At 65.9% G+C, this 13,212-nt stretch carries 16 protein-coding genes; 12 read left to right on the top strand and 4 right to left on the bottom strand.

Annotation, left to right across the window (positions count from 1 at the left end):
• Positions 1-17 precede the first annotated feature (17 nt).
• From BLM15_RS25750 to soxA, 3 genes are read right to left on the bottom strand one after another with little or no spacing between them, the layout of a single operon-like run.
• Positions 18-908 (bottom strand): MBL fold metallo-hydrolase, encoded by an 891-nt coding sequence (locus tag BLM15_RS25750; protein ID WP_126115423.1) that lies wholly within the window; start codon positions 906-908, stop codon positions 18-20.
• An 18-nt stretch (positions 909-926) separates the two neighbouring features.
• The gene (soxX, locus tag BLM15_RS25745) at positions 927-1,535 is read right to left on the bottom strand and encodes a sulfur oxidation c-type cytochrome SoxX (protein ID WP_126115422.1); all 609 of its coding nucleotides are present in this window, start codon (positions 1,533-1,535) and stop codon (positions 927-929) included.
• 11 nt (positions 1,536-1,546) lie between these two features.
• Positions 1,547-2,380, bottom strand: coding sequence for a sulfur oxidation c-type cytochrome SoxA (gene soxA / locus BLM15_RS25740; protein WP_126115421.1), 834 nt, complete (start codon positions 2,378-2,380; stop codon positions 1,547-1,549).
• Between the two features lie 171 nt (positions 2,381-2,551).
• Between soxA and soxY the strand changes: the two genes are divergently transcribed.
• From soxY to BLM15_RS25685, 11 genes are all read left to right on the top strand, one after another.
• Positions 2,552-3,016 (top strand): thiosulfate oxidation carrier protein SoxY, encoded by a 465-nt coding sequence (soxY, locus tag BLM15_RS25735; RefSeq protein WP_126115420.1) that lies wholly within the window; start codon positions 2,552-2,554, stop codon positions 3,014-3,016.
• Positions 3,017-3,059: 43 nt separating this feature from the next.
• Positions 3,060-3,389 (top strand): thiosulfate oxidation carrier complex protein SoxZ, encoded by a 330-nt coding sequence (gene soxZ, locus BLM15_RS25730; RefSeq protein WP_126115419.1) that lies wholly within the window; start codon positions 3,060-3,062, stop codon positions 3,387-3,389.
• Positions 3,390-3,478: 89 nt separating this feature from the next.
• Positions 3,479-5,176, top strand: a complete 1,698-nt coding sequence (gene soxB, locus BLM15_RS25725; RefSeq protein ID WP_126115418.1) for a thiosulfohydrolase SoxB — start codon at positions 3,479-3,481, stop codon at positions 5,174-5,176.
• Between the two features lie 43 nt (positions 5,177-5,219).
• On the top strand, positions 5,220-6,494 hold the full coding sequence (soxC, locus tag BLM15_RS25720; RefSeq protein WP_126115417.1) for a sulfite dehydrogenase: 1,275 nt from the start codon (positions 5,220-5,222) through the stop codon (positions 6,492-6,494).
• The gene (locus BLM15_RS25715; protein WP_126115416.1) at positions 6,478-7,209 is read left to right on the top strand and encodes a c-type cytochrome; all 732 of its coding nucleotides are present in this window, start codon (positions 6,478-6,480) and stop codon (positions 7,207-7,209) included. The genes soxC and BLM15_RS25715 overlap by 17 nt, the downstream gene beginning before the upstream one ends.
• Entirely contained in the window at positions 7,209-7,526 is a 318-nt protein-coding gene (locus BLM15_RS25710) for a c-type cytochrome (RefSeq protein WP_126115415.1), read from the top strand. The genes BLM15_RS25715 and BLM15_RS25710 overlap by 1 nt, the downstream gene beginning before the upstream one ends.
• Before the next feature lie 35 nt (positions 7,527-7,561).
• A complete protein-coding gene (locus BLM15_RS25705; RefSeq protein ID WP_126115414.1) occupies positions 7,562-8,086 on the top strand; it encodes a DsrE family protein in 525 nt (174 codons plus the stop codon).
• A 47-nt stretch (positions 8,087-8,133) separates the two neighbouring features.
• Positions 8,134-9,408 carry an NAD(P)/FAD-dependent oxidoreductase gene (locus BLM15_RS25700; protein WP_126115413.1) on the top strand — a complete coding sequence of 425 codons (1,275 nt, stop codon included), beginning with the start codon at positions 8,134-8,136 and terminating at the stop codon, positions 9,406-9,408.
• 65 nt (positions 9,409-9,473) lie between these two features.
• The gene (locus BLM15_RS25695; protein WP_126115412.1) at positions 9,474-9,863 is read left to right on the top strand and encodes a c-type cytochrome; all 390 of its coding nucleotides are present in this window, start codon (positions 9,474-9,476) and stop codon (positions 9,861-9,863) included.
• A gap of 103 nt (positions 9,864-9,966) precedes the next feature.
• Entirely contained in the window at positions 9,967-10,350 is a 384-nt protein-coding gene (copM, locus tag BLM15_RS25690; RefSeq protein ID WP_126115411.1) for a CopM family metallochaperone, read from the top strand.
• 179 nt (positions 10,351-10,529) lie between these two features.
• A complete protein-coding gene (locus BLM15_RS25685) occupies positions 10,530-11,624 on the top strand; it encodes a lysylphosphatidylglycerol synthase transmembrane domain-containing protein (RefSeq protein WP_126115410.1) in 1,095 nt (364 codons plus the stop codon).
• Between the two features lie 4 nt (positions 11,625-11,628).
• On the opposite strand, the gene BLM15_RS25680 is transcribed toward BLM15_RS25685, so the two are convergent.
• On the bottom strand, positions 11,629-12,516 hold the full coding sequence (locus BLM15_RS25680) for a DMT family transporter (RefSeq protein ID WP_126115409.1): 888 nt from the start codon (positions 12,514-12,516) through the stop codon (positions 11,629-11,631).
• A 140-nt stretch (positions 12,517-12,656) separates the two neighbouring features.
• Here BLM15_RS25680 and BLM15_RS25675 point away from each other — a divergent pair, with 140 nt between their 5' ends.
• Positions 12,657-13,211: a helix-turn-helix domain-containing protein gene (locus tag BLM15_RS25675; protein WP_206438569.1), complete on the top strand. Its 555-nt coding sequence runs from the start codon at positions 12,657-12,659 to the stop codon at positions 13,209-13,211.
• Position 13,212: the final 1 nt, after the last annotated feature.

Below are 13,212 nucleotides of genomic sequence, written 5' to 3'. Positions count from 1 at the left end.
CACCGCTCCGACTTGTGTCACGACGCTGCGACAAAGCGGTAGGCCGTGCCCTGCCGCTCGACGCGTCCGACCGCACCCGGCAGGTGGTAGCCGATCACCTGCGCCCCATCCTGGCTGAGCCGGTCCAACAGCTTGCGCCGCGTCGCGACCGCAAGGTCGGCATCATGGTCGGAAGCCGGCTGCCAGTCCGGTCGCGCGAACGATATCAGCGGATGCGTCAGCGCGTCGCCCAGCACCATGACCGGCCCTCCGGCGCCCTGAAACGCGAACGAGACATGGCCCGGCGTGTGGCCGGGCGTCGCCACCGCCTCGATGCCCGGCAGCCATTCGCGGCCGGGCACCAGCCGTTCGAGCTTGTCGCCCAACTCCTTGGCAATCCGCTGTGCCCCGGCGGCGAAGGCGTGCCGATCCTCGGGCAGGCGCTCATAGACCTTGGGGTCGCTCCAGAACCCGATCTCGGGCGCGGCAACCAGCCAGCGTGCATTCGGAAAGAGCGGGCTGTCGAAATCGTCGAGCGCGCCCCAGAAGTGGTCGGGATGGAGATGGGTGAACAGCACATGCGTCACCGCATCGGGCTCCATCCCGGCGGCCTTGAGACTCTCGGCCAGCTTGCCCGAGCCCGCCAGAAAGTTCGCGCCCGACCCGCAATCGAACAGGATGACGTCCTTGCCGCGCTTCAGGCAGGTGACGTTGAGCACCGAGCGCGTCGGCCCGGTCTGCTTCGCCTCGGCGGCGAGCTCGGCCTGAGGGATGTCGCGCGCCAGCATCGACAAGGGTAACTCGAAGCTGCCGTCGCTGAGGACGGTGAACGTCTCCTCAGCGGCCCCGAGCGTCACCACGACCTGCGCCAGAGCCGGAGAGGCCAGGGCACAGGCGCCGGCGGTAACGAACAGGCGACGCGTCAGCATGGCTTGCTCCGACAAGGCCTACTTGTTCACCGGCGATTCCGGATCGAACAGATAGGCCATCACGTCCTTGATCTGCTGCTCGTCGAGCACCTTGTTGACGCCAAAGCGCGGCATGTTCGAGCAGGGCACCACCGCCATCGAATTGTAGATCTTGGTGTAGGCGTCCTTGATCGTCTCCGGATCGTATTTGCGGTCCTTGCCATAGGCGGCGAGGCTCGGTCCGAGCGTGCCGTAGCTGACTTCCTTAGGATCGAGCTGGTGGCAGGCGAAGCAATTGCCGCCGGCGACGGTGCCGGCCGGGTCGGAGAACTGGCCGCCGCGACCATTGTTGGCGACCTGATAGCCGTTCTTCCAGTTGCCGAGGAACTTGCCGTCCGCAGGGTAGACGACGCGCGCCGATTCCCGTTTCAGCATCTCGTCGGACTGTGCCGAGGACGGGTTGTTGCGGGTCGTGTTGCAGACGGCCAGCGAATCGTCTGGCTTGATCCGCGCCTGCCATTCGGCCGGGGCCTTGCCGAAGGTCGATGTCAGATAGGCGTCGATCACGGCCTGCGCCGGGCGCTCCTGGGCGCTGGCCGAATCCGCAGCGAGCAGCAGGGCTGTCAGGGGAACGAGAACCTTGATCATCACGTTTCCCCTCAGCGCTTGATCGACGGAACTTTGATCTCGCCGCCTTCAGCCTGCTTCTGCAGGAAGACGGTGAGCGCGGTCAGGGCCTCCGAGCCGTATTCCGGCACCGGCCAGCGCTGCTGGCGATAGCAGTCCCAGAGCCGGTGCTGCATCGTCCTGAGCGCGCTCTGCGAGACCCGGTAGGTCGGCCAGGAGCCCATCGTCTCCTGCGCGGTCTTGCCCTTGACCGAAAGATTGGGCAGGCCCTGCAGGCGGATGCGCTTGCCCTCCTCGGCGTGGCAGGTGGCGCAGGAGAAGTCGTTGACGCCGCCGCGCGTGTAGAACAGCGCCTCGCCAACCGCTGCCATCTCCTTTTCGTTGGGATGGGAGAGCTGCGGCTCGATCCTCATCTCGCTCGACTTGTTGGCGATGAAGGCGACGAGGTCCTCCATGTCCGACGCTCGGGCCGGACCCGAGAAGCGCCGCAGGACCACGTCCTTGGTGTCGAGCCCCTGCAGCTTGTCCATGCACCAGAGCAGGCGCTGCTCGGTGTCCATCACCTTGTCGGCGTCGGCGAAGTAGCGCGGCAGCTTGGCGAAGGCGCCCTCCAGCTTGCCCGGCCCTTCGCCGAGGTCGCAGCCTTCCAGCGAGACGTTCTTGGTCCCGCGCTTCTCCGCCCACAGCACCTCGCCGCGATCGACCGCGAGGAAGCCCGGATTCGAGAACGGGTCGGAGAGCATCTGGCGATAGCGCTCGATCTCCTTCTCGCTGTCGTCCTGCGGCGGCGATTGGGCGGTCAACGGTCCGGCCGCCAGTGTCACGACGGCCGCCAGTAGCGCCGCCCCCATGATGGGAAGCTTCATCCCTCGCCCTTTCGTTTCCTCCGGGGCCGCTTATGCTGCGGCCTCGTCGCCGGCCCGCTTGGGGGCTTTACATTCACAAAAAACAATATCACGATACGTGCAAATGATTGGCGTCCCGCTGTCGCGCCGTCAAGCGTTAAAACAAGACGAATTCGAAGGAGGAGCCATCGTATGCTGACCCACCTGCCGACGCTGTCGCGCCGCGATGCGGTGAAGGCCGCCGCTTGGGCTCTCGCCGCCGCTGCGATCGCGCCGAAGCTCGCCTTCGCCGACGAGAAGGCGGTGGCCGCCGAGATCAAGAAGCTCTACGGCGACAAGCCGCTGGCCTCCGGCAAGATCAAGCTCGACGTGCCCGAGATCGCCGAGAACGGCCTGGTCGTGCCGATCAACATCGAGATCGAAAGCCCGATGACCGAGGCCGACTACGTCAAGGCCGTGCACGTCTTCGCCGAGGGCAATCCCCAGCCTGGCGTCGTCAGCTACCAGTTCACCCCGGCCTGCGGGAAAGCCTCGGCCGCGACGCGCATGCGGCTCGCGCAGACGCAGGACATCATCTGCGTCGCCGAGATGTCGAACGGCGCTCTGCACACGGCCAAGGCCAACATCAAGGTCACGATCGGCGGCTGCGGCGGCTGACGCCCCGCATCGTCATCGAACAGAACAAGGCGAGGAAATACCCATGACCACCAAGCCCACGCCCCGCGTGCGTGTTCCGGCCAAGGCCGCTGCCGGCGAGATGATCGAGATCAAGACGCTGATCTCGCATGAGATGGAATCCGGCCAGCGCAAGGACGCCAAGGGCGAGACCATTCCGCGCCAGATCATCAACAAATTCTCGGCGAGCTTCAACGGCAAGCCGGTCTTCTCGGCCGACTGGTTCCCGGCGATCTCGGCCAATCCCTACCAGTCCTTCTTCTTCAAGGCGACGGAATCGGGCGAGTTCACCTTCACCTGGAAGGACGACAACGGCTCCGAATACGTCTCGAAGAACAAGCTGACGGTCGGCTGAGCCTTTAGGATCGCAGCGCCGCCGGCTTCGGCAGCGCTTCCGCTTTGGATCCCCTGGATCGCGATGTGCGCGCATCCAAAGGATGAGTCATGATCTCAAGACGCGAATTCCTGCAGGCGACGGCGGTCGCCGCAGCGTTGACGACAGGCTCCGGCCTCGGCCCGCTCGGGCGCGCCGCCGCCCAGCAGAAGCTGTCGCAGGCCGATATCCTGCGCTTCGAGCCGCTGGGCCAGGTCACCATCCTGCATGTGGCCGATATCCATGCCCAACTGATGCCACTGCAGTTCCGCGAGCCGGCGGTCAATCTCGGCGTCGGCGAGGTCAAGGGCCTGCCGCCGCACCTGACCGACGCGGCCTTCCGCGAGCATTTCAGGATCGCGGCAGGTTCGGCCGACGCCTTCGCGCTGACTTCGGACGATTTCGTCTCGCTCGCCCGCAATTACGGCCGGATGGGCGGGCTCGACCGGATCGCGACCTTGGTCAAGGCGGTTCGGGCCGAGCGCGGCAACGACAAGGTGCTGCTGCTCGATGGCGGCGACACCTGGCAGGGCAGCTGGAGCGCGCTCCAGACCAAGGGCCAGGACATGGTCGACGTGATGTCGGCCCTGAAGCTCGACGCGATGACCTCGCATTGGGAGTTCACGCTCGGCGCCGAGCGGGTCAACGAGATCGTCGAGGCCGCGCCCTTTGCCTTCCTCGCCCAGAACATCCGCGACAAGGAATGGAACGAGCCGGTCTTCCCGCCGCGCAAGGTCTTCGAGAAAGGCGGCGTCAAGGTCGCGGTGATCGGCCAGGCGCTACCGCGCACCGCCGTCGCCAATCCGCGCTGGATGTTCCCGGACTGGGAATTCGGCATCCGCGAGGACGAATTGCAGAAGCAGGTCGAGGAGGCCCGAGCCGAGGGCGCCACGATCGTCGTGCTGCTCTCGCATGACGGCTTCGACGTCGATCGCAAGCTCGCGAGCCGGGTCAAGGGTCTCGACGTCATCCTGACCGCCCATACCCATGACGCCATGCCCGGGCTGATCCGGGTCGGCGAGACCGCGCTGGTCGCCTCCGGCTCGCATGGCAAGTTCGTCTCGCGCCTCGACATCGCGGTGAAGGACGGCAAGGTCGGCGATATCCGCTTCAAGCTGATGCCGGTCTTCGCCGACGCGATCGCGCCCGATCCGGACATGGCAGCGCTGGTCACGAAGCTGCGCGCCCCCTTCGCCGCTGATCTCGCCAAGGAGATCGGCCGCACCGACTCGCTGCTCTACCGGCGCGGCAATTTCAACGGCAGCTTCGACGACCTGATCTGCGACGCCATGCTCTCGCAGCGCGACGCCGAGATCGCGCTCTCGCCCGGCTTCCGTTGGGGCGGTTCGCTCCTGCCGGGCGAGCCGATCACCTGGGAGGCGATCAGCAATGCGACCGCGATCACCTATCCGAACTGCTACCGGATGGAGATGACCGGCGCGCAGCTCAAGGAGATCCTCGAGGACGTCGCCGACAACATCTTCCACCCCGACCCCTATTTCCAGGGCGGCGGCGACATGGTTCGCATCGGCGGCATGGGCTACGCCATCGATGTCGGCAAGCCGATGGGCAGCCGCATCTCCGGCCTGACCCATCTTAAATCCGGCAAGCCGATCGATGCCTCCCGCAAATACGTCGTCGCCGGTTGGGCCAGCGTCAACGAGGGCACGCAGGGGCCGCCGATCTGGGATGTGGTCCGCGACCACGTCGCCGCAACCAAGACCATCACCATCAAGCCGAACGACGCCGTGAAGGTGAGCGGGGCATGAGCGCCTCCGCCGTCACGGCCGTCAAAGAACAAGGAGACGAGGCATGACCTCTCCCGCAAAACCCGATGCGCTCAGCCGCCGCCGCTTCCTCGGCGGGGCGGCGCTCGCCGGAGCCGGCTTCGCCGGCGCAGGTTCCGCCCGCGCCGAGATGGCCAAGCCCGATCCCTTGATCACCGAGGTCCAGGACTGGAGCCGCTATCTCGGCGAGGGCGTCGACAAGCGGCCCTATGGCACGCCGTCGCGCTTCGAGAAGAACGTGATGCGCCGCGATGTCTCCTGGTTGACGGCCTCGCCCGAATCCTCGGTCAATTTCACGCCGCTGCACGAGCTCGACGGCATCATCACCCCGTCCGGCCTCTGCTTCGAGCGCCATCATGGCGGCATCGCCGACATCGAGCCGGCCAATCACCGGTTGATGATCCATGGCCTCGTCGACAAGCCGCTGGTCTTCACCATGGAAGACATCAAGCGGATGCCGCGGCAGAACCGCATCCACTTCCTCGAATGCGCCGCGAATTCCGGCATGGAGTGGCGTGGCGCGCAGCTCAATGGCTGCCAGTTTACCCACGGCATGGTCCACAACGTCATGTACACCGGCGTGCCGCTGAAGGTGCTGCTCGCCGAAGTGGGCGTGAAGCCCAGCGCCAAATGGCTGATGCTCGAGGGCGCCGATTCCTCCGGCATGAACCGCTCGCTGCCGATCGAGAAGGCGCTCGACGACGTTCTGATCGCCTTCGCCATGAACGGCGAGGCGCTGCGGCCCGAGCAGGGCTATCCGCTGCGCGCCGTCATCCCCGGCTGGGAAGGCAATCTCTGGGTCAAATGGCTCAGGCGCATCGAGGTCGGCGACCAGCCCTGGCAGGCGCGCGAGGAGACCTCGAAATACACCGACCTCCTGGCCGATGGCCGCTCGCGGCGCTTCACCTTCTTTATGGACGCCAAGTCGGTGGTGACCAATCCTTCGCCGCAGGCGCCATTGAAGCAGAAGGGCCGCAACGTCCTCTCCGGCCTCGCCTGGTCCGGGCGCGGCACGATCAAGCGCGTCGACGTCACCCTCGACGGCGGCAAGAACTGGCAACACGCCAGGATCGACGGGCCGGTGCTCGATAAGTCGCTGACCCGCTTCTATGTCGATTTCGACTGGGCTGGGCAGGACCTGCTGATCCAGTCGCGCGCGATGGATTCGACCGGCTATCTCCAGCCGACCAAGGACGAGCTGCGCAAGGTCCGCGGCACCAACTCGATCTACCACAACAACGGCATCCAGACCTGGCATGTGAAGGCGAATGGGGAGACCGAGAATGTCGAGATCGGTTAATCCCGCCCTGCTTGCCGGCCTCGCGGCGATCGCCGTGCTGGCTGCCGCGCCGCTGATCGCCCAAACCAAGCCGGCGGCAAAGCCCACGCATCCGCCGGCCAAAGCCGCCCCGGCTCCCGCCCCTGCGGCGAAACTCGGCCTCGGCCGCGAGGCACTGCCGGAGGAGATCAAGGCCTGGGACATCGCCGTCCGACCCGACGGCAAGGGCCTTCCGCCCGGAAAGGGCACGGTCAAGCAGGGTGACGAGATCTTCCAGGCGCAATGCGCCAGCTGCCATGGCGAATTCGGCCAGGGCAATGGCCGCTGGCCGGTGCTGGCCGGCGGCATAGGCTCGCTGAAATCCGACCGCCCGGAAAAGACGATCGGTTCGTTCTGGCCGGATCTCTCGACGGTGTTCGACTATGTCCGCCGGGCCATGCCCTATGGCAACGCCCAGTCGCTGTCGCCGGACGAGCTTTACGCGGTCACCGCCTATTTGCTCTATCTGAACGACATCGTGAAAGACGAGGACTTCGAACTGTCCGATAAGAACTTTACCAGTGTGAAGCTGCCGAACGCGGCCGCGTTCTACGATGACGACCGCGAAACCACGGAGAAGGCTTTCTGGGGCAAGGAGCCGTGCATGACCAACTGCAAGCCCGAGGTGAAGATCACCGGACGGGCGGTGATCCTCGACGTGACGCCGGATTCGAAGACGGCGCCGAAGGTCGATTGATGCGAAGTCCCAACGCCGTCCGTCTCGCGGCGCTCGGGCTGGTGTTGGCCTGCGCGCCGGCGGAAGCGGCCGGCGACAACGCGCTGGGAGAATATCTCTCGTCGGAATGCACGAGCTGCCACCAGACCAGCGGCCGGCAGGTCGGCGGCATTCCGGCGATCATCGGCCATCCGGCCGAACAGTTCGTCGCGCTGATGAATGCCTATCGGCAGCGCCAGCGCGATAACCAGGTGATGCAGGCGGTGGCAGCTCGACTCTCCAGCGAGGAGATCGCGGCCCTGGCCGCCTACTACGAGAGTCTGAAGCCCAATCCTTAGCCGGGCATATGGCCCGAGCAGCGGAGGAAGACACGATGTCGGAGGACACTCAGCAGGCTTCGCGCCGGGCACTGATGCTGGCGGCGGCGAGCGGGGTCGTCGTAGCGGCGGCACCGGCCCTTGCTGCGCCCCGGCAGACGGCGCTCGCCGACCTCAAGAAGGAAGCCGACATCGCCTGCCTCTATCATTGCGATTTCGGCGACCCGCAGCGCTTCATCCAGATGCTGCAGAACATCGCCAACCATTATTCCGCCTATGGTGCCGACCCGTTCGCGCTCCAGCTCGCCATCGTCGCGCATGGCCCGAGCGTGAAGTTCTTCCTGGAGAACCTCGACGACACGGCCTGGCGCGAGGAGACCATAATCCCAAAGATCTTCGAGCGCGTCGAAGATGTCGCCAAGAACGGGTTGAAGGTCCATCTCTGTGAGATCACCTTCTCCCGGCTGAAGATCGACAAGAGCAAGGCACGCAAGGCCGAGTTCGTCGGCTTCGTGCCCTCCGGCGTTGCCGCCGTCGCCGCGATGCAGGCCAAGGGCTTCGCCTATCTGAAGGTCGGATAGGGCTCGTGAGAGGCCCACCGTCAACCATGGGAAGGGGAGAGGGAACCATGTCGACCAGTCGCCGCACATTCCTGTCCGGGCTTGCTGCCGCGGGCAGCTTCGCCATCGCCCCGCCTGCCGTGCTCGGCCAGGCCAAGCCGCGCGTCGTCGTGATCGGCGGCGGCGCCGGCGGCGCGACCGCGGCCAAATACATCGCCAAGGACTCGAACGGCGCCATCATGGTGACGCTGGTCGAGGAGAACGAGGTCTACCAGACCTGCTTCCACTCCAATCTCTTCATCGGCGGTTTCAAGAGCTATGAGGAGATCAGCTTTCGCTACGACGCGCTGGCGAAGAACCACGGCATCACGCTGGCTCGCGCCCGCGCCACCCAGATCGACCGCGACAAGAAGGAGGTCGTGCTCTCGACCGGCGACCGCCTGCCCTATGACCGGCTCGTCGTCTCACCCGGCATCGACCTGAAATACGATTCCGTGCCCGGCTGGTCGAAGGAGGTCGAGGAGGCCATGCCGCATGGCTGGAAGCCCGGCCGGCAGACGCAGCTGATCAGGCAGAAGCTCGACGCGGTGCAGAATGGCGGCATGATCCTGATGATCGCCCCGCCCAATCCCTATCGCTGCCCGCCTGGCCCCTATGAGCGGGCCTCGATGTTCGCGCATGTGCTCAAGGCGAGCGGCAAGCGCGACTGCAAGATCCTCATCCTCGATCCGAAAGACAGTTTCTCGAAGCAGGGCGTCTTCCAGGAGGGCTGGGAGAAGCATTATGGCGCGATGATCGAGTGGCTCGGGCCGAAGGTGCATGACGGCATCAAATCGGTCGATCCGAAGACGGGCACCGTGGTCACCGGCTTCGAGACTTACAAGGACTGCGCCTTCGTCAACGTCATCCCAGCGCAGATGGCCGGCGAGATCGCCCGCTCGGCCGCGTTGGCACCCGCCGGAGGCTACTGCACCATCGATCCAGCCTCGATGAAATCGGTCGTCGACCCCAACATCTTCGTGCTCGGCGACGCCTGCATCGCCGGCGATATGCCGAAATCGGCCTTCGCCGCCAACAGCCAGGCCAAGGTCGCGGCGATGGTGATCCGCGGCGAGCTCACCAATGCCCGCACATTCCCGGCCCGCTACATCAACACCTGCTGGTCGCTGATCGAGACCGACGACACCGTCAAGGTCGGCGGCCGCTACGAGGCCAAGGACGGCAAGATCGCGGCGACCGAGACCTTTGTCTCGCAGCCCCGCGAAAGCGCCGAACTGCGCAAGGAAAACCAGGCCGAGAATGTCGGCTGGTATGCCGGCATCACCACCGACATGTTCAGCTGAAGGCCATCCAGCGCCGCCGTTACCGCGGCGGCGCCAACCTCCCCTCTCCTCATCAGGGTCTACGCATGAAACTGCCGATCACTGCCGCCATGCTCGCCGCTGCCGCCTTCATCACGACCAGCGCCCAGGCGCAGGATGTCGCCGCCGGCGAGCGCTCCTGGAACAAGTGCCGCGCCTGCCACCAGCTCGGCGAAGGCGCTAAGAATCTGGTCGGTCCGCAGCTCAACGGGCTGTTCGGACGCCATACCGGTGAGGTCGAGGGCTACAGCTATTCAACCGCCAACAAGGGCGCCAACATCACCTGGGACGAGGCGGTCTTCGCCGAATACATCAAGGATCCCAAGGCCAAGATCCCTGGCACCAAGATGATCTTCGCCGGCATCAAGAACGAAAAAGAGATCGCCGACCTCACCGCCTACCTCAAGCAGTTCGGCAAGGACGGCAAGAAAATGTGACGGGAGGCATCATGCCTCGGCGCCCCCGCCCGCCGCGCTCATGACATGATCGGCCCGGAGGTTTGACAGGACGCCGCCACCGGCCCCCGAAAGGACCTTCCGAATGACCACCAGCCGTAACCTTCTCGCGGGCGTGGCCCTTCTCGGCACGCTCGCCCTGGGCGGATTCGCCCTGGCTCAGGGCCACCAAGGCCATGGCAGTCATGGCACGGCGACACCGGCCGCTTCCGATACGCCCGCGACGGCTGCCTACAAGGCAGCCAACGACAAGATGCACAAGGAGATGGGCGTCGCCTTCAGCGGCGATCCGGATGTCGACTTCGCCCGCGGCATGATCCCGCACCATCAGGGTGCGGTCGACATGGCCAAGGTCGTGCTCGCCCATGGCAAGGATCCCGAGCTGCGCAAGCTCGCCGAGGGCGTGATCACCGAGCAGGAGAAGGAGATCGCTTTCATGCGCGAGTGGCTGAAGAAGCACGGCAGGTGACCGTCTCGCCCTGCCGTCTCCGGATCGACAGATCAGCAGCCAGCCTCATGCCGCCGCTTGCCCTGCAAGGCCGGCGCTGGCAGAGAGGCGGCGCGACTTGCGTCCACGCATACCTGCATGTACAGGCCGCGAAACTCACATAGGCTTCCCCTCTCGCCGTTCGGCCGCTCGCGGGTTCTATGAAGAAGTACCTGGATTATCTCTGGCCGCTGATCGGCCTCGTCGCGGTCGTCTGGTCAGTCGATCTGCTCTGGGACAAGCTCAAGTCCGAGGCCTTGACCAATGAGGCGCTCGCAGCCCAGCTCGAGCAGGCCGGCATCTGGGATTCGGTCAGGATCGTCGCCACCGGCATCGGCCAGAAGATCGCGGTCATTCCGCCCGCCGCCTTCTTCCACGCCGGGCTCGCGACGCTCGTCGCCTATGCCGCGCTCGCCTGGTACGACCGGATCGCGCTGCTGCATTTGCACCGCGAGAAGGGCATTTCCTGGGCCTATATCTCGCTCTGCTCCTTCGTCACCTATGCGCTCTCGCACAATATCGGCGCCTCGGTCTTCTCAGGCGGCATGGTGCGCTATCGCGCCTATCACGCGAAGGGCCTGAGTGGGCCTGAGATCGCGGTGCTGGTGGCGCTCTGCTCCTTCACCTTCGCCTTCGGCACCATCCTGCTGATGGGGCTCGTCCTAATCGGCGAACCTCAAATCCTGCGGCCGCTGCACCGACTTTCCGACTGGTTCGGCATCGGCGACAAGCAGGCGCGCCTGATCGGCGTTGGCCTGCTCGCCTTCTGCGTGCTCTATACGATCGGCTCCTGGCTGCGTTTCAAGCCGCTGAAGATCGGTTCGTTCGAGCTGGTCTATCCGCGCCTGCCGATCGTTGCGCGGCAATATCTTGCCGCCCCGCTCGAACTGATGGGCGCCGCCGGCATCATCTATTTCGCGCTGCCGGAGCAGGGCAATCCCGGCTTCTTCATTGTGCTCGGCGCCTTCCTGATCTCGTTCTCGGCCGGTTTGCTCAGCCAGGTGCCAGGCGGGGTCGGCGTGATGGAGGCAGTGTTCCTCGCGGTGATGCCAGGCGTGCCGGCTCCGGCCGTCTTCGCCGCCTTGCTGATCTGGCGGCTGTTCTACCTGATCATTCCGCTGGTCATTTCGCTGCCGATCGTGCTCGCCTTCGAGCGGTCGCAACTGCGCAAGGCGCTGGCGCACGAGACGCAGGTGAAGGCGCAGGAGCAGGCGGCAGCCAAGGCCGCAGCCCTGCACATCGACAAGCCGGAATAACGCTTCAGCGCTTGAGCGCGATCGCCGCCGCACCGAACATCAGGAGACTGCCAATCGCCTCGGCTGGGCCGAACGGTTCGCCGAGCGCGAGCACGCCGGCTCCGACCGCGACCGCCGGGCTGATAAAGGCGTAGAGCCCGGCGCGGAAGGCGCCCCAGTCGCGCACCAGCCGCAGATAGATGGTGAAGCCGATCAGCGAGCCGCCGATGACGAGCACGGCCAGCGCCGGCAGCACCGGCCAGGATACGAGCGCGCTGAAATGGGCCGGGGTGACGGTCTCCAGCATGGCCGACATCAGGCAGAGCCCGAAGCCGCCGATCAACGTCTGCCAGCCGGCCAGCGTCAGCGTCGGGATGCGGCCCATCACCGGCCGCGACCAGACCGCACCAAAGCAATAGAGCAGCGTGCCGGCGGCGACCGCCGCCAGCCCCCAGAGCTCGAGCGGTCCGCCCTTGGCCGCGGCGAGCCCGCCCAGCGCCCGCGTCGAGAACAGGAAGCCGAGACCGACCGCGCCGAGGCCGATCGCCGCGAGCTTGCGCCCGCCGATTGCATGGCCCTCGATCAGGCGGCTGGCGATGATGGTGAAGATCGGGATGGTGGCGAAATTGACGATCGCCGCGAGCCCGGTCGGCGCCTGGGCCGTGCCCCAGAACAGCAAGGTGTAGTTGCCGGTGTTGAGCAGCAGCGCGGTCATCACGACGCGCGGCCAGGCCTCCGTTGGCACCCGCAAGACATCCTTGCCGGCCCAGGCCAGCATCAGTGCCCCGGCGATGACGAAGCGCGAGGCGGCGAGGAAGACCGGCGGCACATGCTGCGCACCGACCTTGATCGGCAGCCAGGTCAGACCCCAGACGAGGCACATCAGCGCGAAGAAGGCGGCATTGCGGGACATGGACTGCGCTTACCGAGAGAGACGATGCGGGGCCAATGCCGGCCCCGCATGCGGCCATGGCGTCGATGTGAGGGCGCCTGCCCCGCCATCTGGCCAACGCCCTTGCCACGCTCTATTATAAGAGAATCAAGGGTATGATGATGGACGATCTCGCGTCAAGATTGGCGGAACGGCTGCGGGGCGAGCGCGAGGCGCGCGGCTGGAGCCTGAACGACCTGGCCGAACGCTCCGGCGTCTCGCGCGCCATGATCAGCCGGATCGAGCGCGGTGAGGCGAGCCCAACCGCCGTGTTGCTCGGCCGGCTCTCGGGCGCCTTCGGCCTGACCCTGTCGAACCTGCTCGCGCGGATCGAGAATGCCGGCGAACGCGTCCGCCGCGCCACCGAGCAGCCGATCTGGCGCGATCCGGAGACCGGCTTCGTCCGCCGCGCGATCTCGCCGGCCGGAAACGGCGATCTCGAACTCGTCGCCGGCGAGTTGCCGCCCGGCGCGGCGATCGCTTATCCCGCCAGCTCTTACGCCTTCATCCGACAGCAGATCTGGATGCAGTCGGGCTTGCTAGACTTCGACGAGGGCGGCATCGTGACCCGGCTTGAGGCCGGTGACTGCATGGAGCTCGGCCCGCCCAGCGATTGCCGCTTCAGCAATCCCGGCACCGAGCCGGCACGCTATCTAGTGGTGGTGAGCAGGCGCTGAG

This window comes from Bosea sp. Tri-49, from assembly GCF_003952665.1.
GTDB lineage: Bacteria > Pseudomonadota > Alphaproteobacteria > Rhizobiales > Beijerinckiaceae > Allobosea.
This window is presented reverse-complemented; position numbering and strand designations above follow the sequence as displayed.

Excerpts from the sequence above, each read along its gene's own strand:
- BLM15_RS25750 (WP_126115423.1), bottom strand. The coding sequence starts at position 908 with ATGCTGACGCGTCGCCTGTTCGTTACCGCCGGCGCCTGTGCCCTGGCC.
- soxX (WP_126115422.1), bottom strand. The coding sequence starts at position 1,535 with ATGATCAAGGTTCTCGTTCCCCTGACAGCCCTGCTGCTCGCTGCGGAT.
- soxA (WP_126115421.1), bottom strand. The coding sequence starts at position 2,380 with ATGAAGCTTCCCATCATGGGGGCGGCGCTACTGGCGGCCGTCGTGACA.
- soxY (WP_126115420.1), top strand. The coding sequence starts at position 2,552 with ATGCTGACCCACCTGCCGACGCTGTCGCGCCGCGATGCGGTGAAGGCC.
- soxZ (WP_126115419.1), top strand. The coding sequence starts at position 3,060 with ATGACCACCAAGCCCACGCCCCGCGTGCGTGTTCCGGCCAAGGCCGCT.
- soxB (WP_126115418.1), top strand. The coding sequence starts at position 3,479 with ATGATCTCAAGACGCGAATTCCTGCAGGCGACGGCGGTCGCCGCAGCG.
- soxC (WP_126115417.1), top strand. The coding sequence starts at position 5,220 with ATGACCTCTCCCGCAAAACCCGATGCGCTCAGCCGCCGCCGCTTCCTC.
- BLM15_RS25715 (WP_126115416.1), top strand. The coding sequence starts at position 6,478 with ATGTCGAGATCGGTTAATCCCGCCCTGCTTGCCGGCCTCGCGGCGATC.
- BLM15_RS25710 (WP_126115415.1), top strand. The coding sequence starts at position 7,209 with ATGCGAAGTCCCAACGCCGTCCGTCTCGCGGCGCTCGGGCTGGTGTTG.
- BLM15_RS25705 (WP_126115414.1), top strand. The coding sequence starts at position 7,562 with ATGTCGGAGGACACTCAGCAGGCTTCGCGCCGGGCACTGATGCTGGCG.
- BLM15_RS25700 (WP_126115413.1), top strand. The coding sequence starts at position 8,134 with ATGTCGACCAGTCGCCGCACATTCCTGTCCGGGCTTGCTGCCGCGGGC.
- BLM15_RS25695 (WP_126115412.1), top strand. The coding sequence starts at position 9,474 with ATGAAACTGCCGATCACTGCCGCCATGCTCGCCGCTGCCGCCTTCATC.
- copM (WP_126115411.1), top strand. The coding sequence starts at position 9,967 with ATGACCACCAGCCGTAACCTTCTCGCGGGCGTGGCCCTTCTCGGCACG.
- BLM15_RS25685 (WP_126115410.1), top strand. The coding sequence starts at position 10,530 with ATGAAGAAGTACCTGGATTATCTCTGGCCGCTGATCGGCCTCGTCGCG.
- BLM15_RS25680 (WP_126115409.1), bottom strand. The coding sequence starts at position 12,516 with ATGTCCCGCAATGCCGCCTTCTTCGCGCTGATGTGCCTCGTCTGGGGT.
- BLM15_RS25675 (WP_206438569.1), top strand. The coding sequence starts at position 12,657 with ATGGACGATCTCGCGTCAAGATTGGCGGAACGGCTGCGGGGCGAGCGC.